This window comes from Streptomyces sedi (genome assembly GCF_006335015.1).
In the GTDB taxonomy this organism is placed as follows: domain Bacteria; phylum Actinomycetota; class Actinomycetes; order Streptomycetales; family Streptomycetaceae; genus Streptomyces; species Streptomyces sedi.
Map to the genome: position 1 here is coordinate 121216 of NZ_VDGT01000003.1, position 19510 is coordinate 140725.

General features: G+C 70.2%; 15 protein-coding genes. 8 read left to right on the forward strand and 7 right to left on the reverse strand.

Features of this window, described 5'->3' with window-relative positions; translation table 11 throughout:
* Positions 1–1860, forward strand: coding sequence for an ATP-binding SpoIIE family protein phosphatase (locus tag FH715_RS05375; protein WP_246108574.1), 1860 nt, complete (start codon positions 1–3; stop codon positions 1858–1860).
* A 50-nt stretch (positions 1861–1910) separates the two neighbouring features.
* Here FH715_RS05375 and ahpD read toward each other — a convergent pair whose 3' ends face one another.
* A complete protein-coding gene (ahpD, locus tag FH715_RS05380) occupies positions 1911–2456 on the reverse strand; it encodes an alkylhydroperoxidase, AhpD family (protein ID WP_139641249.1) in 546 nt (181 codons plus the stop codon).
* A 4-nt stretch (positions 2457–2460) separates the two neighbouring features.
* Positions 2461–3015 carry a peroxiredoxin gene (locus tag FH715_RS05385; RefSeq protein ID WP_139641251.1) on the reverse strand — a complete coding sequence of 185 codons (555 nt, stop codon included), beginning with the start codon at positions 3013–3015 and terminating at the stop codon, positions 2461–2463.
* A gap of 227 nt (positions 3016–3242) precedes the next feature.
* Between FH715_RS05385 and FH715_RS05390 the strand changes: the two genes are divergently transcribed.
* Positions 3243–4004, forward strand: a complete 762-nt coding sequence (locus tag FH715_RS05390; RefSeq protein WP_425472677.1) for a DUF1707 SHOCT-like domain-containing protein — start codon at positions 3243–3245, stop codon at positions 4002–4004.
* A gap of 203 nt (positions 4005–4207) precedes the next feature.
* Positions 4208–4573, forward strand: a complete 366-nt coding sequence (locus FH715_RS05395) for a WhiB family transcriptional regulator (RefSeq protein WP_425472678.1) — start codon at positions 4208–4210, stop codon at positions 4571–4573.
* 267 nt (positions 4574–4840) lie between these two features.
* On the opposite strand, the gene glpX is transcribed toward FH715_RS05395, so the two are convergent.
* The gene (glpX, locus tag FH715_RS05400; protein ID WP_139641252.1) at positions 4841–5869 is read right to left on the reverse strand and encodes a class II fructose-bisphosphatase; all 1029 of its coding nucleotides are present in this window, start codon (positions 5867–5869) and stop codon (positions 4841–4843) included.
* 156 nt (positions 5870–6025) lie between these two features.
* Here glpX and FH715_RS05405 point away from each other — a divergent pair, with 156 nt between their 5' ends.
* Complete coding sequence (locus FH715_RS05405) at positions 6026–6688, forward strand: DUF4245 domain-containing protein (RefSeq protein WP_246108575.1); 663 nt, start codon at positions 6026–6028, stop codon at positions 6686–6688.
* A gap of 22 nt (positions 6689–6710) precedes the next feature.
* Here FH715_RS05405 and FH715_RS05410 read toward each other — a convergent pair whose 3' ends face one another.
* Positions 6711–6950 (reverse strand): exodeoxyribonuclease VII small subunit, encoded by a 240-nt coding sequence (locus tag FH715_RS05410; protein WP_139641257.1) that lies wholly within the window; start codon positions 6948–6950, stop codon positions 6711–6713.
* Positions 6951–6955: 5 nt separating this feature from the next.
* Positions 6956–8224, reverse strand: coding sequence for an exodeoxyribonuclease VII large subunit (xseA, locus tag FH715_RS05415; RefSeq protein ID WP_139641259.1), 1269 nt, complete (start codon positions 8222–8224; stop codon positions 6956–6958).
* 71 nt (positions 8225–8295) lie between these two features.
* On the opposite strand from xseA, the gene FH715_RS05420 reads away from it, so the two are divergent.
* Positions 8296–9279: a 4-hydroxy-3-methylbut-2-enyl diphosphate reductase gene (locus tag FH715_RS05420; protein WP_139641261.1), complete on the forward strand. Its 984-nt coding sequence runs from the start codon at positions 8296–8298 to the stop codon at positions 9277–9279.
* A 92-nt stretch (positions 9280–9371) separates the two neighbouring features.
* Here FH715_RS05420 and FH715_RS05425 read toward each other — a convergent pair whose 3' ends face one another.
* Positions 9372–9833: a DUF6542 domain-containing protein gene (locus FH715_RS05425; RefSeq protein WP_139641263.1), complete on the reverse strand. Its 462-nt coding sequence runs from the start codon at positions 9831–9833 to the stop codon at positions 9372–9374.
* A gap of 214 nt (positions 9834–10047) precedes the next feature.
* Between FH715_RS05425 and ychF the strand changes: the two genes are divergently transcribed.
* Both ychF and FH715_RS05435 read left to right on the forward strand, forming a co-directional pair.
* Positions 10048–11136, forward strand: coding sequence for a redox-regulated ATPase YchF (gene ychF / locus FH715_RS05430; protein WP_139641265.1), 1089 nt, complete (start codon positions 10048–10050; stop codon positions 11134–11136).
* An 81-nt stretch (positions 11137–11217) separates the two neighbouring features.
* Complete coding sequence (locus FH715_RS05435) at positions 11218–12702, forward strand: ApeA N-terminal domain 1-containing protein (RefSeq protein ID WP_139641267.1); 1485 nt, start codon at positions 11218–11220, stop codon at positions 12700–12702.
* 283 nt (positions 12703–12985) lie between these two features.
* On the opposite strand, the gene FH715_RS05440 is transcribed toward FH715_RS05435, so the two are convergent.
* The gene (locus tag FH715_RS05440; RefSeq protein ID WP_139641268.1) at positions 12986–13957 is read right to left on the reverse strand and encodes a serine/threonine-protein kinase; all 972 of its coding nucleotides are present in this window, start codon (positions 13955–13957) and stop codon (positions 12986–12988) included.
* Positions 13958–14195: 238 nt separating this feature from the next.
* On the opposite strand from FH715_RS05440, the gene FH715_RS05445 reads away from it, so the two are divergent.
* The gene (locus FH715_RS05445; protein ID WP_139641269.1) at positions 14196–19469 is read left to right on the forward strand and encodes a DEAD/DEAH box helicase; all 5274 of its coding nucleotides are present in this window, start codon (positions 14196–14198) and stop codon (positions 19467–19469) included.
* Positions 19470–19510: the final 41 nt, after the last annotated feature.

A 19510-nucleotide genomic window follows, 5' to 3' on the forward strand; every position in this document is an offset into this window, starting at 1 on the left:
GTGACGGACCCGACCCCTCCGCAGCCCCTGGCTCGCACGGCGGACGCACCGCGCGCCGAGAGCCCGGCGCTGCCGCACGCCCGATCCGAGCCGGACACCACGGAAGCGCCCCTCGTCCGTCCAGCGACCGACGAGATCCCCACCGGTGGGATGCGCGAGCTGGAGCGGCTGCGGTTCGTGGGCTCGGCCACGCGGCGCATCGCACGCGGCATGGACCTGGACGAGATCGTGCTGGGCCTGTGCCGGGCCTCGGTGCCGACGTTCTCCGACGCGATCCTCGTCTACCTGCGGCACCCGTTGCCCGTGGGGGACGAACAGCCGGTCAACCCGTGGGTCCTCAAGCTGCGGCGCACCGACCGCATCCCCGAGGCGCTCACCCTGGAGTCGCTGAACGACCCGCCGCCGGACGACGCCGGCGGCGAGATGCCGCTGCTCTCCGGAGCGACGCCCCTGGTCGAGGTGCGGGGGAACGGGCCGCTGGCCGAGGTGTTGCGCGGGGTGCGGCCGGTCTTCATCGAGACCCAGGTGCCGAAGGCCGCGATGCGCGAGCTGACCGGCGCCTCGGTGCTGCCCGAGGGGCGGAGGGCGATCCTGACCCCGCTGCGCGGCCGGCGCCGGGTGATCGGCGCGGCGATCTTCCTGCGCCGCCCGGACCGCGACGCGTTCGCCGCCGAGGATCTCCAGGTCGCCCAGCAGCTCGCGACGCACTCGGCGCTGGGCGTCGACAAGGCGGTGCTCTACGGGCGTGAGGCGTCGATCGCCGACGAGTTGCAGCGCACCATGCTCCCCGACGACCTGCCGCAGCCCACCGGCGTGCGGCTGGCCAGCCGCTATCTGCCGGCGGCGCAGTCCGCGCGGGTCGGCGGCGACTGGTACGACGCCATCCCGCTGCCGGGCAGCAGGGTCGCGCTGGTGGTCGGCGACGTGATGGGTCACTCGACGACCTCGGCGGCGATCATGGGGCAGCTGCGGACGACGGTGCAGACGTTGGCCGGCCTGGACCTGTCGCCGCTGGATGTGCTGCACCACCTGGACGAGCAGGCCCAACGCCTGGGCCAGGACCGGATGGCGACCTGCCTCTACGCGGTCTACGACCCGGTCGCCCACCGGATCACCGCGGCCAACGCGGGCCATCCGCCCCCGGTGCTGCTGCACGTCGACGGTTCGACGGAGCTGGTCGACCTGCCGCCGAACGCGCCGATCGGCGTCGGGGGCGTCGACTTCGAGATGGTCGAGGTGGAGGCCCCCGCCGGGGCGACGCTGCTGCTCTACACCGACGGTCTGGTCGAGTCGCGCACCCGCGACGTGTGGACCGGCGTCGAGCATCTGCGGGAGAAGCTGGCGGTCATCTCCCAGCTGACCAGGCCGGACGCCGCGGCGCCGCTGGAGCCGCTGTGCGACGAGGTGTTGGACATCGTCGGGCCCGGCGACCGGGACGACGACATCGCGCTGCTGGCCGCCCGCTTCGAGGGCATCGCGCCGGACGACGTCGCGTTCCGCTGGCTGGACCCGCGCGCCGAGTCGGTGCGCGAGGCGCGGCGGATGGTCCGGGAGAACCTGGCCCGCTGGGACCTGGAGCATCTGCTGGACTCGGTGGAGCTCCTGGTCAGCGAGGTGGTGACCAACGCCGTCCGGTACGCCGAACGTCCGGTCACCCTGCGGCTGTTGCGCACCGACGTGCTGCGCTGCGAGGTCGGCGACGACGTCCCGCAGCTGCCGAGGCTGCGGCAGGCGGGACCGGCCGACGAGGGTGGCCGCGGGCTGTATCTGGTGCAGCGGCTGGCCCGCGACTGGGGCGCCACCCGGCTGTCCACCGGCAAGCTCGTCTGGTTCGAGGTGGCCGGCGACAAGGCGGCCTGAGGGAACGGAAGCCGGGCCGCCCGGGCGACGCCGGGCGGCCCCCGAGGCCCTCAGCCCGGCGCCGAGCCGGCCAGCGCGGCCTCCGCGTCCAGGGTGGCGGCGACGCCGCTCAGCACGGACGCCACCCGGATCGCGTCCTGCACCGCCTCGCGCCTGACCCCCGCCTCCCGCAGGGTGCGTTCGTGGGCGGTCAGGCAACGGCCGCAGCCGCCGACGGCGGAGACCGCGAGCGACCACAGCTCGAAGTCCACCCGCTCCACGCCCGGATCACGCAGCGCGTTCATCCGCAGCCCGGCCGGGAGCGCGTCGTACTCCGGGTCGTCGAGCAGGTGGCGGGCGCGGTAGAAGACGTTGGTCATCGCCATCAGCGCCGCCGCCGTGCGCGCCGCCCGGTGGGCGTCCTCGGTCAGGTGCTTGCGCGCCTCCGCCTCGGTCTCCCGCAGCAGCGGCGCGCAGCGGGTGGCCTCGGCGCAGGCCAACAGCGTTCCCCAGAGCTGCTGTTCGGTCAGCTCGCCGTGGCGGGTGAGGGAGCCGAGGGCCAGGCTCAGATCCTTGGCGTGGGGCGGCAGCGCCGCCCTGAGCGCGTCGAGGGCCACCGGGTCACACCCCGGCCAGCAGCTTTTCGGCGTCCAGCGTCGGCTCGCCCTTCGACCAGTTGCACGGGCACAACTCGTCGGTCTGGAGGGCGTCGAGGACCCGCAGCACCTCCTCCGGGTTCCGTCCCACCGAGCCGGCGGTGACCATGACGAACTGGATCTCGTTGTCCGGGTCCACCAGGAAGACCGCCCGCTGCGCGAAGCCGTCCTCGCCGCGCACCCCGCAGGCCCTCATCAGCTCGTGCTTGGGGTCGGAGAGCATGGGGAACGGCAGCGCGCGCAGGTCCTCGTGGTCGCGGCGCCAGGCGTGGTGCACGAACTCGGAGTCCCCCGAGACCCCGAGCACCTGGGCGTCGCGCTCGGCGAACTCGCCGTTCAGCCGGCCGAAGGCGGCGATCTCGGTCGGGCAGACGAACGTGAAGTCCTTCGGCCAGAAGAACACCACGGACCAGCTGCCCTGCCGGTCCTTGTTGGTGAAGGTCTCGAACCGCAGCTCCTCGGACGGGCCGACGACGCCGGTCAGTTCGTAGGTGGGGAACTTGTCACCGATGGTAAGCAAGGTGGCTGCTCCTGATCATGGTCAGATCGCGGGATGAGGGTCGGTGGTAACGGTGACATACACGGTGCTTCTCCCCATGCCAGCCGTTCACGGAAATACCCACTTCGAGTGGTTTTCCTGCGAGTTGAGGGTGTCTCGGTTTACGTCGGGCCGGCGGTCCGCGACGGCGCGGCGCGATCGCGCGCGGGCTCTGGTCGCGATGTATCGCGACTCGGTACGCTGAAGGGGTGAACGCAGAGAAGCCGCCCTCCGTGTCCCTGGAGAAGTCCGCCGAGCCCGACCCCCTCGTGCCCGCGCCGGCCGCGGGGGCCCCGTCCCCCGCCCCGGTCACGGCCCACGGTCCGGGCGCGGTGCGCGCCTCGGACGCCGACCGGGACCGGATCGCCGATATCCTGCGGGAGGCGTTGGCGGAGGGGCGGCTGGAGCCGGAGGAGCACGCGGAGCGGTTGGACGCGCTCTACCGCTCCAAGACGCTCGGCGAGTTGGAGCCCCTGATCGGCGACCTGCCGGCGGGGCAGCGCTCCCAGCCGCCGGGCCCGGTGGCGCCCGGCCCCGGTGCCGGCCCGGGCCGGGGCCGTGACATGAGCTTCGGCGGCCACAAGCACGGCGGCATCCGCGTGGCCGGCGCGAAGAACGTGGTGGCCGTCTTCAGCAGCGCCAACCGCGCCGGCACCTGGCGGGTCGGCTCCAAGGTCAACGCGGTGGCCGTCTTCGGCTACGTCGAACTGGACCTCACCGAGGCGCTCTTCGAGCAGCAGCATGTGACGATCAACGCCACCTCCGTCTTCGGCGGCGTGGAGATCCGCGTCCCGGAGAACGTGACCCTTCGCAGCAACGGCTCGGGTGTGATGGGCGGTTTCGAGGTGCGGGAGCGTGAGGCGACCGACCTGCGGGCGCCGGTGATCACGGTCCAGGGCGCGGCGGTCGTGGGAAGCGTCGAGGTCAAGGCGGTGGACGGCAAGCGGCTGCGCGACCTCGGCAACGGCTGAGAGCCGGACGTCCACCCGCCCCCCGGAGGTCAACTCGCGGGCGGTGCGTGGTCGCGTTGTGCATAAGCGTGCGCACAGCGGGTAGGGCTCGGGGGACCGTCACTCGTATGGCCGAGCAGGTGGGAAGTGGACGTGGGTGCTCCCACGACGGGTGAGGGTCGAGCCAGGAGCGACCCCCCGGTAGCCGTCGTCAGGAGTTGACCGTGCTGCAACCGTCACCGCCACACGAGTCCCCGTGGTCCCCAGCCGGCTCCGCCCAGCCCCGTCCCAGAGACCTGGCGGGCCCGTGGCACTCGGAGGCCGCCTGCCGCCGCGACGAGGCGGGGCTGTTCTTCGCCCCGTCCCAGGAGCCGACGGCGGCGCGACTCTCCCGCGAGCAGGCCGCCAAGTCGGTGTGCGCCCGCTGTCCGGTGCTGATCGAGTGCCGTGAGCACGCCCTGCTGCAACCCGAGCCCTACGGCGTCTGGGGCGGGTTGACCGCCGCCGAGCGCCGCGTGGTGCTCAGCCGTCGGCGCCGCCGTGAGGCCACCTCCGGCGGGCGCCAGGCGGACATCACCCGCATCGCCTGAGCACCCCCCTCCGCGCCGGCGGCCTCCCACCCCGACCGGCGCGCGCCACCATCCGCTCCCGGTCGTTCCCGGTCACCGGGGCGGCGGCCCCCCACCGGCCGCGCCGCCGCCCCGCCGAGAGCTGCTTTCGGGAGCCGCTTTCGGGAGCCGCTTTCGGGAGCCGCTTTCGGGAGCCGCCGCACAGAGCCGCCGTCGAGAGCCGCTCTCGGGAGACCGCGCGGGCCGACCAGGGCCCGCCGCGGTGCGGGGGCCGTTCTTCAGGGCCGTTCAGGGCCGCTCGAAGTCGACCTGGCTGTAGGCCCGCAGCTTCGCCAGCCGGTGCGTGGAGTCGATCTGCCGGATCGTGCCCGAACGCGAACGGACCACCAGCGACTGGGTGGTGGCGGTCGCGGCGCTGTAGCGCACCCCGCGCAGCAGCTCCCCGTCGGTCACCCCGGTCGCGACGAAGAACGCGTTCTCACCGTGGACCAGGTCCTCGGTGTGCAGCACCCGGTCCAGGTCGTGGCCGGCGTCGAGGGCGGCCCGCCGTTCCTCCTCGTCCTTGGGCCAGAGCTTGCCCTGGATCGTGCCGCCCAGGCACTTGATGGCGCAGGCGGCGATGACCCCCTCCGGGGTGCCGCCGACGCCGAGCAGCAGGTCGGCGCCCGTGCCCTCGCGGACGCTCATGATGGCGCCGGCCACGTCGCCGTCCTGGATGAACTTGATGCGGGCACCGCTGTCCCGCACCCGCCGCACCAGGTCCGTGTGGCGCGGACGGTCCAGGATCACCACGGTCACGTCGGCCGGTGAGCCGCCCTTCGCCTTGGCGACCCGGCGCACGTTGACCTCGGGGGGCGCGTCGATGTCCACGAACTCCGCCGCCTCCGGGCCCGTGGCCAGCTTGTTCATGTAGAAGACGGCGCTCGGGTCGAACATCGCGCCCCGCTCCGCCACCGCGAGCACCGAGACCGCGTTGCCCATGCCCTTCGCCGTGAGGGTGGTGCCGTCCACCGGGTCGACCGCCACGTCGCACTCGGGGCCGGTGCCGTCTCCCACGCGCTCGCCGTTGTAGAGCATCGGGGCGTCGTCCTTCTCGCCCTCGCCGATGACCACCACGCCGTTCATCGAGACGGTGGAGATCAGCGCGCGCATCGCGTGGACCGCCGCCGCGTCGGCGCCGTTCTTGTCGCCCCTGCCGACCCAGCGGCCCGAGGCCATGGCCCCCGCCTCGGTGACGCGGACCAGTTCGAGCGCCAGGTTGCGGTCGGGGGCCTGGGGCGCCACGTCCAGGCCGGAGGGGAGGTGGTGTTCGGTCATCGGGACGCACCTTTCCGAGCGCGCCGGGCGCACTCGTGCCGGGTTGAGGGTGCTTCGACTCTAGCCCGCTCATCCTCAGATGAGCAGACCGCCTATCTGATGAGCGAACGAGGGGGTGGCTGCGGCGCCGTGAAACCGGTGCGGGACCATGGCGGGGTGGCGAAAGAAGAGGTAACGGAGGCCGCCCCCGCGGCGGAGGCGGACCCGTCCGAGCCCCGGCCCGAGGACCAGCGTCCCGCGGCGGCCGACGGAGACGACGCCAGGGCGCGGCGGCTGAAGCGGCTCCGCCTCCAGAGCGTGCAGAACATGGTGATCTCCACCGCGCTGATCACCCTCGGCACCCTCGCCGTCTACTTCCTCACGCCCAACGGCGAGACGGAACAGCAGGTGCGGAGCGTGGAGTACGAGGTCGCCTCCGCCACCGCCGCCCGCGCCGCGCCGTACCCGCTGGTGGTGCCCGAGGGGCTCGCCGGCGACTGGCGCGCCACCTCCGTGCGCTACGAGCCGCAGGGGGAGTACGGCGCGACCTGGCGTCTCGGCTTCCTCGACCCGGACGAGCGCTACGCCGCGCTGGCCCAGTCCGACGGCGAACCGGCGGACTTCGTCCCCTCCGTCACCCAGAACGCCGCCGAGACCGACAGGACCGAACGCGTCGGCGACCAGGAGTGGACGGTCTGGGAGGGCCCCAAGTACGACGCCCTGGTCCTGACCGAGCCCGAGGTGACCACCGTCGTCATGGGCACCGCCCCGCTCGGCCAACTCGCCAAACTCGCCGGCACGCTTGAGGTCAGGGAGACCGAGCCGACGACCGAGGGCTGACCCGCCGCCCGGGCGCGCCGGCTCACTCCTCCTCCGCCTCGCCCGCCTCGCCCTCCGACTCCCGCTCCAACGCCGCGTCCAGCCTGGCCCGCGCGCCGTCCAGCCAACGGCCGCAGATCCGCGCCAACTCCTCGCCGCGCTCCCAGAGCGCCAGCGACTCCTCCAACGTCACCCCGCCGGCCTCCAGCCGCCGGACCACGTCGACCAACTCGTCCCGCGCCTGCTCGTAGCCGAGCGTCGCGCCCGCGTCCGGTTCCGTCATGGCCGTCACCCTATGCTTCCCTCGGCAGCCGCCGACTCCGCCTCCGTGCCGGGCTCCACCGGCCCGCGCGCCACCGTCACCCCGAACTCGCCCTCCGCCACCCGCGCGCGCAGCGCCTCACCCGGCGCGACGTCGTCCGGGGCGCGCACCGCCCCGCCGTCCGCCCGCTGAAGCACCGCGTACCCCCGGCGCAGCGTCGCCGCCGGCGACAGCGCCACCACCCGCGCCCTGGTGTGCGCGAGGTCCGCGCGCGCCGCGTCCAGCCGATGCCCCAGCGTGCGCCGGGAGCGCTCGACCAGCGTCGCCAGCTCCGCCGCGCGCTCGTCCACCATCCGGTGCGGCTCCGCCAGCACCGGCCGCGACCTGACCCCGGCCAGCCCGTTCTCCTCCCTGGCCAGCAGCGTCTCGACCCCGCGCCGCGCCCGGTCCCGCAGCTCCCGCACGCGGGACGCCTCCTCGCCCACGTCCGGCACGACGCGCTTGGCCGCGTCCGTCGGCGTGGAGGCACGCACGTCCGCCACCAGGTCCAGCAGCGGCGAGTCCGGCTCGTGCCCGATGGCCGACACCACGGGGGTGCGGCAGTCCGCCACCGCCCGCACCAGGCGCTCGTCGGAGAACGGCAGCAGGTCCTCCACGCTGCCCCCGCCCCGCGCCACGACGATGACGTCGACCTCCTCGTCCTCGTCCAACTCCCGCACGGCGTCGACCACCTGCGCCACCGCCTGGGCCCCCTGGACCGCCACGTTCCGCACCGCGAAGCGGACCGCCGGCCAGCGGAGCCTCGCGTTCTCCAGGACGTCGCGCTCGGCCGCGGAGGCCCGGCCCGTGACCAGGCCCACCCGCCCCGGGAGGAACGGCAGCGGACGCTTGCGCCCCGCGGCGAACAGCCCCTCCTCGGTGAGGGCGCGCTTCAGCCGCTCCAGGCGCAGCAGCAGCTCGCCGACCCCCACCGCACGGATCTCCGAAGCGCGCAGCGACAACTCCCCGCGCGGGGCGTACCACTCGGGCTTGCCCAGCACCACCACCCGGGCGCCCTCGACTATCACGTCGGCCACCCGGTCGAACACCGCCCGGAAGCACGTCACCCGCAGGGAGACGTCCCGCGCCGGGTCGCGCAGGGTGAGGAAGACCACCCCGAAGCCGGGCCGGCGGGAGAGTTGGGTGATCTGCCCCTCCACCCACACCGCCCCGAGCCGGTCGATCCAGCCGCCGATCAGCCGGGAGACCTCCCCGACCGGGATCGGCGTCTCCGCCGAAGTCTGCGTCGCTGCCATGGAGTCACGCTAACCCCGACCACTGACAGTGCCGTTCCCGCGCCCCTCCGCACCGCCTCTACGATGGGGACATGGCTGAAGACACCGACCGCCGCCGCGTCCTGCTGGCCGCCCCCCGGGGCTACTGCGCGGGGGTGGACCGTGCCGTCATAGCCGTGGAGCAGGCGCTGGAGCAGTACGGCCCGCCGATCTACGTCCGGCACGAGATCGTGCACAACAAGTACGTCGTCCGCACGCTGGAGAAGAAGGGCGCCGTCTTCGTCGAGGAGACCGGCGAGGTCCCCGAGGGCGAGATCGTCATCTTCTCCGCCCACGGGGTCGCCCCCGAGGTCCACCGGGAGGCCGAGCGCGGCAGGCTCGCCACCGTCGACGCCACCTGCCCGCTGGTCACCAAGGTGCACAAGGAGGCCGTCCGCTTCGCCAAGGACGACTACGACATCCTTCTGATCGGCCACGAGGGCCACGAGGAGGTCATCGGCACTAGCGGCGAGGCCCCCGACCACATCACCCTGGTCGACGGCCCGGACGACGTGGCGAACGTCGACGTCAGGGACCCGGAGAAGGTCGTCTGGCTCTCCCAGACCACGCTGTCCGTCGACGAGACGATGGAGACCGTCGGCGCCCTCAAGGAGCGCTTTCCGCAGCTGATCAGCCCGCCGAGCGACGACATCTGCTACGCCACGCAGAACCGTCAGACCGCCATCAAGCAGGTCGCTGCCGACGCGGACCTGGTGCTGGTCGTCGGCTCGAAGAACTCGTCGAACTCGGCGCGCATGGTCGAGGTGGCGCTGGGCGCCGGCGCGCGCGCCTCCTACCTGGTGGACAGCGCCTCGGAGATCGAGGAGTCCTGGCTGGAGGGCGTGCGCACGGTGGGGCTCTCCTCGGGGGCCTCCGTGCCGGAGGTGCTGGTCGACGGCGCGCTGGAGTGGCTGGCCGAGCGGGGCTTCGACGACGTGGAGGTCGTCCAGCCGATCAGTGAGCACATCCAGTTCTCGCTGCCCAAGGAGCTGCGCCGCGACCTGCGCGCCGAGGCCGCGGCCAAGCTGGAGGGCTGAGCGTCCGCCCGCCGGGACACGTTCACCCCGTTCAACGGTTCAGCCGGTTCACCCGGTGCGACGGGCCCGAACACCTCGGGCTCGAAACGGCCTCAGCGGCTCCGGCGCAGCCGGCGGCGGAGCAGCTGAAGGCCCTTGCGGACCAGGGCGATCCACAGTGCGACCCCGGTGCCGGCGAAGAGCCAGGGCGCGCGGAGGGCGAGTTCGGTGACGGTGGCCATCGGCCCGCTCGTCGCCAGCAGCCCGAGGGCGAACGCGATGGGCGCCGCGATCGGCCCGCAGATCACCTCGGCCGGGCGGACCCAGCCGGCGGCGACGAGCGAGGTCAGGACGAACAGCACCCCGTAGAGCGTGGGCGCGCCGCCGACCAGCTCGCAGAACCAGGCGGCGAGCACCATCGCGCCCGTCGCCAGCACCCCGCAGCCGAGGCCGGTCAGCCGTGGCTTGGGCAGCCGGCCGAGCGCGACCAGGACCGGTGCGCGCCCCGTCCCGCCCGCCCTGGCCCGCGCCGAGGCCGGCGCTGCGCCGGCGGGCCGGGGCACCCTCCGGTGCATCTCGGCCGAACGTTGCCGAGGGTGCCGAGTTGTGTGCGTACTGTGTTCCACCGATCCAACGTAAGCCGCTGCCCTGGCCCTGCCGGGAGGGACACGCTTAACGGTCGATATGACCGCGCCCGGAGGTCGGCACCCGGGTCGCCCTTAGACTGGTGGGCGGCGTTCGGACCTCACTCGTTCGCCGCACCCCATCACTCGTTCCGGGAAGTCTCACGTGTCGCTCACGATCGGTATCGTCGGCCTGCCCAACGTCGGCAAGTCCACGCTGTTCAACGCCCTGACCAAGAACGACGTGCTCGCGGCCAACTACCCGTTCGCGACCATCGAGCCCAACGTCGGCGTCGTCGGAGTCCCCGACCCCCGGCTGGGGAAGCTGGCCGAGGTCTTCTCCTCCCAGCGGCAGCTGCCGGCGACGGTCGACTTCGTCGACATCGCGGGCATCGTGCGCGGGGCGAGCGAGGGCGAGGGCCTGGGGAACAAGTTCCTCCACAACATCCGCGAGTCCGACGCGATCTGCCAGGTCATCCGGTCCTTCAAGGACGAGAACGTCGTCCACGTCGACGGCCGGGTCTCGCCGAAGAGCGACATCGAGACCATCGACACCGAGCTGATCCTCGCCGACCTCCAGACCGTCGAGAAGGTGCTGCCCCGGCTCCAGAAGGAGGCCAGGGTCAAGAAGGACAAGCAGCCGACGGTCCGCGCGGTCGAGGAGGCCAAGGCCATCCTGGAGGAGGGGCGCACCCTCTTCTCCGCCGGCATCGCCCAGGGCGGCGAGCGCGCCGAGCCGCTGCGCGAGCTGCACCTGCTGACGGTCAAGCCGTTCCTCTTCGTCTTCAACGTGGACGAGGACGAGCTGACCGACGAGGCGTTCCAGGCGGAGCAGCGGGCGCTGGTCGCGCCGGCCGAGGCGATCTTCCTCAACGCGAAGCTGGAGGCCGACCTCGCCGAGCTGGACGAGGAGGAGGCGCTGGAGCTGCTCGGGACCGTCGGCCAGGACGAGCCCGGCCTGGCCCGCCTCGCCCGCGCGGGCTTCGAGACCCTCGGCCTCCAGACCTACCTCACCGCCGGCCCCAAGGAGGCCCGCGCCTGGACCATCCGCCGCGGCGCCACCGCGCCGGAGGCGGCGGGCGTGATCCACACGGACTTCCAGAAGGGCTTCATCAAGGCCGAGGTCATCTCCTTCGACGACCTGATGGACGCCGGCTCCGTCCAGGAGGCCCGCGCGCGCGGCAAGGCGCGGATGGAGGGCAAGGACTACGTGATGCGGGACGGGGACGTGGTGGAGTTCCGCTTCAACGTGTGAGCGTGCCGTCCGGTTGAGGCTCGGCCTGACGAACCGGGAGCTGCGAGGAGTGGCCGATCTGACGTTCGACAGGGGCACGCCGTGGTCAACGATCCGCTGAACCTCGATGAGTCCGGCGAGTGGGTAGGGGAGTGGTGGTTGCCGAGTGCCCCCGCCGATCAGGTCCCCGGTGTCCTCCGTTACGAGCCGGAGCGCGGCCTGGAGCTCTCGCTGATCGGTACGTTCGAGGATCGCGTGATGTCGAGCCCCTCGTCCTCGGGGGTCGCGGTTCATGGGGGGCAGCGCACGTGGGAGGTGATCCACGGTGCCGCTGAGCGATTCGAGATCACCCTTCTCGACTGCGTTCCGACCCACAGTAGGCGCAGCATTGGCGGGCGGGTGAAAGGCCCCGACAAGCAGACGGTGGCGGTAATGACGGCGCTCATCGGGGTCCACGCCAGGGGGGAAGACGAACCAGCGTTCTCTGCGGCTGAGGTATCAGTTGAGGACTTTGGGCTCTGGGTGGCTTCGTCGGTTTTCGACGGGTTCGTTGGCGCTCCCGATGGCAAGCTGGACGGGAGCGGAGGAATCTCCGTGAAGCCGGTGGAGCCCCAGTCGGTCGTGGCCGAGGGAACCGAGTTCCGTGTCACGCACCGGCACACCTTGCCGTTCTTCGATCGGCGTAAGGGTGAGACCGTTGGGCGGATGCGTGATACCGCGTTCATGAGAGTGGTCCCTCCAGAACCATTCTCGTTGAGCGATGCGCTGGGATCTGCCAGTCTGGTGCAGGACCTGATCGCACTTGCGACGCATCGGGCTGCCGGGGTCATTTGGCTGCGACTGGAGTCAGTAAGGAACAGTGCAGCGCCGCAGAATGGCTGCCTTGCGTCGCGGCGAAACGTTGATGTGCTCTACTCACCCTCTGCGCTCGGCAAGCACGATGCAAAGGCCGTCGATCATCACCGGGTCCTCTTCACATGCGCCTCGCTCCCGTTCGAGGAGATCATGCCCCGCTGGTGCAAGGCCCATAGACGGTTGCAGGCGGCGACCAACATGATCCTCGGTCTGCGCTATGCGCCAGCTCGTTATATCGAGAACAATCTCTTGACAGCCGTCGGTGCGGCCGAAGTGCTGCATCGTGGCCTGCGCATCGACGAGCGTCCGTTCCCCGCCGGCACCTTCAAGGCCATGCGCGACGCGATGCTCGCGCAGGTCCCTGAGGAGTTTCGAGACACGTTCAAGAGATCGCTTCGCAACGATCCGACACTTCGGGATCGGCTTCACGCGCTCGCGGCGCGGCCCGATCAGGAAGCCATCACTCTGCTCATGCCTGATGTAGGCAGGTGGGCGAACCGTGCCACGCGAGCACGTAACGACCTCGCGCACGAGGGCAGGACTTCTGATCACTCCATGGATGAGTTGATCGCTGTCGTGGATGTGACCACGGCCGTCGTCATTCTCAACGTTTTGCACGAGCTCGGGCTACCCGCAGAGCGGCAACGCGAGATCGTGCAGGAGCATCCGCAGCTAAGAGCGACGTCCCAGAGGGCGCACAGGTGGCTGGTGAGTCCGGAAATCGGCGATTGAGGTTCCTTTTGCGGCAAGGGAAGGGAGGTGCTGGCAGCGACAATGGAGATATCCAGACGCCTCGGTGTCACAAGCGGCCATCCCCAGCTGCCGTTTGGCGTCGCCGTCTCAGGGACTTCGTCCGACTGTGCTCTTGTCGAGGAGTATCTCGACGATCTGCGTCGCGGTGCGCAGGGTGTTAGCGGACGCCTCGGCCCTCCTGAGCATTGTCCTCCGGAGAGTCGTAAGTCCCGTAGCGCACCGCGTGCTCGTCGTACAGGGAGGTGTGAGGCAGACATGGATGTTAGCCCGGTGTGCCCAGCCGCCGCGTCCTTGCCCAGGAGCGCACGGGACGCGCTTCCGGCCCCATCGGGTGTCGGAAGGGGCGCAGCGGATCGACCTCGGCCCAAGGAGTGAGGGCGGTCGCCGGGTCGCCGCGTGCGGGGAGCCAGGGGGCAAGCCGCCGCCAGATCTCGCCGGCGTGCGGCGGGCGGTCGTCCGGTGCCTTGGCGAGGAGTTCGAGTACGAGGGTTTCCAAATCCTCAGGGGCGTCGGGGCGCAGGTCACGAAGGGGGATCGGCGGGTGGTCGAGGATCAGGCCGGGGAGCATGAGCTCTGAGTGGTGCTCGAAAACGGGGTCGCCGGTGAGCATCTTGTGGAGCAGGCAGCCGAGCGCGTACAGGTCGGTGCGCTGGTCGACCGATTTACCCAGGATCTGTTCGGGGGCCATGCACTCCAGGCTCCCCGGGCGCTCGCCCGTGGCGGTGAGCCTGGCGGTGCCAGGTTCGAGGAAGGCGGCGACGCCGAAATCGAGGATCTTGACCACGCCGTCGGTGCGGATGATGACGTTACGCCCCTTGAGGTCTCGGTGGACGACATCGCGGGCGTGCACGGAGCCTAGGACGGAAGCGATCTGTACTCCGATCGAGGCTGCCTCCTCGATGCTCAGCTGCGCCTGTTCCTCGATCCGATCCTCAAGGTCGATGCCTGTCACGTACTGCATGACCAGGAACCGTGTGGCATTTTCCTCGCCGAGGTCGTAGACGGTGGCGATGCCGGTGTGGTCGAGCCGTGCGGCGGCGCGGGCCTCGCGTCGGAAGCGTTCGGCGTCCCGCGCGCGTTGATCCTGCGTCAGTCCGGGAGGCGTATTCATTGTCTTGAGCGCGACATCGCGGCCCAGGTGTTCGTCGTGGGCGAGCCAGACGACACCCATGCCGCCGGATCCGATTTCCCGTTTGATCCGGTAGCGCTTGGCGATCACAGGTCCGATGTCCATGTGAGGGGCGGCTCCGTCCGGGGGCTGTCTCAGTGTCCCGCGCGTCCGCAGGTGGGCGCATCGCAGGAGAGTGTGGCATGGGTACCTGGGTTCGTGAACCTTACCCGAGAAGGAATCAGTCTGTTGACTGAGTTCACAACCCTATGCTGTGATGTGGAGCCTAAGGGAAAGTGTGGCGTACCGCGGCCGGTGGGTAGCTACCGTGGCTCCGGACCATCTCGGGAACAAGTGGGGAAACGTGGACGTCTTCAAGGTGCACCAGCGGCTCATCCAGGACTACAGGGAGTACACGTCCGGGTCAGTGGTGATCGACGACCGTCGCATCGACGCTCAGGTGTCGAAGTCGCTCGCCGATGGGGACCAGTGGCCCGACCCCTACCTCTCTCTGAACCCGAGCTTCGCGTCCGGCGGTTCGGTTGAGTCCCTCGCGCGGCCGGGGGGGCTCTTGCACCCGGTGTGCGCGGACATTTTCCGTACGGGCAAGGGCGAGCGAGGTGCCACCGTTCGCCCGGTCCACTTTCACCGGCACCAACTGGAGGCGATCAAGGCAGCCGACTCCAGGGACTCCTTCGTCCTGACCACAGGAACCGGCTCCGGCAAGAGCCTCGGCTACATCGTGCCGATCGTCGACCGTGTGCTGCGGGACAAGGATGCCGGCGCAGCGCCCGGGATCAAGGCGATCATCGTTTACCCCATGAATGCCCTCGCCAACAGCCAAGAACGGGAGTTGGCGAAGTTCCTCACCGCTGGATTCGGCGAGGGGGGCGAGCCGGTCACCTATGCCCGCTACACCGGTCAGGAGAGGGAAGACGAGAAGGAGGCCATTCGCGAGTCCAAGCCCGACATCCTGCTCACCAACTACGTGATGCTGGAACTGATGCTCACCCGGCCCAAGGAGCGCGAGAAGCTCATCGGAGCGGCCAAGGGGCTGCGCTTCCTCGTCCTGGACGAGCTGCACACCTACCGAGGGCGGCAGGGTGCCGATGTCGCCATGCTGGTGCGGCGCGTACGCGAGGCATGCCAGTCGCCTGACCTTCAGTGTGTGGGTACGTCCGCGACGATGGCCACTGGCGGTACTCCTACCGCGCGTCGTCGCGAGGTGGCCCGGGTCGCCTCCATCCTTTTCGACACGGACATCTCCCCGGAGCGGGTGGTCGGCGAGACCCTGGTAAGAGCGACCGGGGATGCCGTGCCCACCCCGTCCGAACTCGCGACGCGAGTGAGGGAGAACGCCCCGCCGGCGGAGCACGGGCAATTGGCCGCTGATCCGTTGGCCCGCTGGATCGAGACCACCTTCGGCTTGGTCGAGACTGAGGATGATGACGGCAGCAAGATCCTGGTGCGTGCTGAACCGGTCACCGTGGAGGCCGCCGCTCTGCGCCTGCGCTCCGAAGCGTTCGGCTTCGAGGAGGCCGACCCGGAGAAGCGCTGGTACGAGGCGTGTGCGGAGGCCATCCGAGCCACCCTCCAGGCCGGGGCGGCCGCTCGCCGCGAGGAGGGCGACCGCCCGCTGTTCGCTTTCAGGCTGCACCAGTTCCTGTCCAAGGGCGGGTCCGTCTACGTCTCCCTGGAGGGAGAGGCCGACCGCCACATCACCCGCACCTACCAGCAGCGTGTACCGAACGCCCCTCAGAAGCTGCTGCTGCCACTGTCCTTCTGCCGCGAATGCGGTCAGGAGTACCTGATGGTCGCGCGCGATCAGGATGGCGACGCCGGCATCGCCTTTCGCACGCGCGAGGACGAGGACGACGAGCAGGGGTACCTGTACATCTCGGCCGCCAACCCGTGGCCGCAGCAGGTCGGTGACGCCATCGAGCAGCGACGTTTTCCCGACAGTTGGCTTACCTTCGACGAGCGCAGGGGAGCCCCGGTACTCACCGCGAGTCGCAGGAAGCGGGCGCCGCAGCCGGTGTGGGTGCGCCCGGATGGCACCGCCGGAGGAAGCGCGAACGGTGGAATCTACGCGGCTTATCTGCCGGCCCCGTTTCTCTTCTGTCTGGAGTGCGGTGTCGGGTACGAACAAGTCAAGGAACGGGATTTTGCCAAGCTGATGACCCTCGACCAGGAGGGTCGCTCGACCGCCACCTCCGTCATCAGCGCCTCGATCGTGCGCCACCTCAAGGGTGTCCCCGGGGGGGAACTCAACGAGGACGCACGGAAGTTGCTCACCTTCGTCGACAACCGGCAGGACGCGAGTCTGCAGTCGGGGCACTTCAACGACTTCGTCATGGTCACACAGCTGCGTGGTGCCCTTTACCGGGCGATGGTCGCGGCGGGTGACAAGGGACTGCGCTGGAAGCGGCTGGGCGAGGAAGTGGTGGCGGCGATGGGGCTCTCCCCACACGAATACGCGGCCAAGCCCTCCGAGATCGAGGAACTCGCCGAGAGCACGCAGGAAGCGCTGGCGGCGATCGCCGAGTACCGCCTCTTCCTCGACCTGGAGCGCGGCTGGCGCGTCACCATGCCCAACCTGGAGCAGACCGGGCTGCTACGCCTGGAGTACGCGGGCCTGGAGGCAATCGCCGGTGAGGAGGGTCGGTGGCGGCGCACCGCGGGGCCGCTGCGTACGGCCACCCCCGGCGTGCGCCATCGGCTGTCGACGGTTCTCATGGACGAGTTGCGCCGTCAGCGAGCTGTGGACACGCCCTACTTCACGGAGGCCAAGTTCGCCGAACTCCGGAAGGAATCGGCGCGGCTGAACGACGCTTGGGGGATCGCCGACACGGAAGCGGCGCCGCCTCCGGCAGGCGTCGCCGTTGCCCGCGCAGGACGCCCGGGCCGTACTGGGCGCGGTCGCAGCGAGTTGAACCTCACCGGCCGTGGAGCGTTTGGTCGCCACGTCCGTAAGAGCGGCACCTTTCCTGACTGGAGCGGGGGGCTGTCCCTAGACGAGGCTCAGGACGTCATCCGCGATCTTCTTAAGGTTTTGGCGGACGGTGGAGTCCTCACGGAAGTCTCCCAGGGACGGGGCGAGGAGCCCGGTTACCAGATCAACCACACGATCATCCGCTGGCACGCCCGCGACGATGATCACGGTGCCGTGGACCGTCTGCGCCGTACCTACCGCGACGAGCGCGGACCTCGCGTCAACGCCTTCTTCAAGCGGCTCTACCAGGACATTGCCGCCACCTTCGCCGGTCTGCACGCCGCCGAGCACACGGCTCAGGTTCCCCCCGACATTCGACAGGAACGCGAGGACCTGTTCGGTGAGGGCACCCGGCTTCCACTCCTGTACTGCTCGCCGACGATGGAACTCGGCGTCGACATCAAGAGCCTCAACGCGGTCAATCTGCGTAATGTGCCGCCGACCCCCGCCAACTACGCACAGCGGTCGGGTCGCGCAGGCCGCAGCGGGCAGCCCGCGCTCGTCACCACGTACTGCGCGACCGGTAACAGCCATGACCAGTACTACTTCTCCCGACGTGCGCAGATGGTTTCCGGCGCCGTCGCACCGCCCCGGCTCGACCTGGCCAACGAGGACCTGCTCGCCTCTCACGTACATGCGATCTGGCTCGCCGAGACCCGACTCGACCTCGGTACCAGCATGGCCAGGCTGATCGAGTCCGATGGTGATCAGCCCTCGCTGGAACTGGCATCATCGGTGGCCGGGGCTATCGACGAGCCGGCCGCCCGACGCCGAGCCCTGGTGCGGACACGCACCGTCCTTGACGGCTCCGGTGATCTGCTACGTGCCACGTCCTGGTGGCACGAGCAATGGTTGGAACAGACGGTGGAGGCCGCGCCGGGCAGCTTCCGCAGGGCCTGCGAACGCTGGCGGAACCTTTTCAGGCGGGCCCTCGAAGAGCGCGAGAGCCAGCACCGCAACATTCTCAACCGCACCGCCACCGGTCGCTCCAAGGACCAGGCCAAGCGCCGCCGCGCCCAGGCCGAGAGTCAGCTTGCCTTGCTGCGCAACGAGCAAGGTGGCGAGCGGACCGTGATGTCGGATTTCTTCCCGTACCGCTACTTCGCCTCCGAGGGATTCCTGCCGGGCTACTCCTTCCCCCGACTGCCGCTCGCCGCCTACATTCCGGGTACTGGCCGTACCAGCCGCGGTGGTTACGACGGCGACTATCTTCAGCGCTCCAGGTTCATCGCCATTCGAGAGTTCGGACCCGGCGCGTTGATCTACCACGAGGGCAGCCGCTACAAGGTGGACCGGGTGCAGCTGCCGCCGGACACAGCGGGCGAGCTGACCACCGAGAGCGCGAAGGTCTGTGGACGCTGCGGTTATCTGTCCCCGGAGGAACAGCGCGAGGACGTCTGCGGCGGTTGCGGTAGCAGCCTCGGCGACGCGCGAACCGATCTGCTGCACCTACACACCGTCTTTACGCACCGCCGCGACCGGATCTCCTCCGACGAGGAGGAGCGCCAGCGCACCGGCTACAAGGTGGAGATCTCCTACCGGTTCAAGAAACACGAGGACGGCCGCGATGGATCACTGCGAGCCATGGCGCAGAACGCCTCCGGCCGTCCCCTCGCCGAGTTGGCCTACGGCGACAGCGCCACCGTCCGGCTCACCAACCTCGGCTACCGACGCTCCGTCGCCAAAGGGGAGATCGGCTTCTGGATGGACCCGGTGACGGGTGACTGGCTGGCTGGCGGTGCGGCCAAGAAAGGCGGTCGGGAGGCCCCCCAGGAACAGGAGGGGCTCGCGGACGCCGAGAACGTGAATCGCAAGATGCCGGTGATCCCGTATGTGCAGGACACCCGCAACATCCTCGTCCTTCGGTTGGCTGAACCGGTCACCTCGGACACCGCCATCACTCTCCAGTACGCCCTGGAACGCGGCATCGAAGCGGAGTTTCAACTGGAGGACGCCGAGCTGGACACCGAGGAGCTCCCGCCGGACGAGGGTCCGCGCGAGCGGCTGCTGTTCATCGAGAGCGCTGAAGGTGGCGCGGGCGTCCTCCGACGTCTGCAGGCCGAGCCCGGAGCTCTGGCTCGTGCTGCGCGCAAGGCCCTGGAGATCGCCCACTTCGACCAGTTGGGCCGGGACCGGGGAGAAGAGAAGAGTAACGGCGACCCGTGTGAGAAGGGCTGCTACGACTGTCTGCTCTCCTTCGGCAACCAGCGACACCACCGCGTTATTGACCGACAGCTGGTACGAGGACTCCTCGAAGCCTTCGCGGACGGCACGGTCGGTGCCAGTGCCCCGGGGCGCTCGCGCGATGAGCACGCCGACGTACTGCGGCAGGGGGCCGACTCCAGCCTGGAGGAACGCTTCGTCGAGTACCTGAGGTCACACGGGCATCGGCTGCCGGACCACCAGCAGGTCACAGTGCGCGAGGCCCTGTCCAAGCCGGACTTCGCTTACGACACCGGGTTTGGCCCGATCGCGATCTTCGTCGACGGCCCGCACCATGACTACGACGACATCGCACTGCGCGATGAGGAGGCGGAGGAAAGGCTCAAGGATTTCGGCTGGGAAGTGGTCCGTGTCCGCTACGACGACGACTGGGCCAAGAAGGTCGCCGAGTACCCTCAGGTGTTCGGCGAACCCCGCCGCTGACCTGGTCTCCAGGCATATGGGCCGACAGCTACCACTATTCG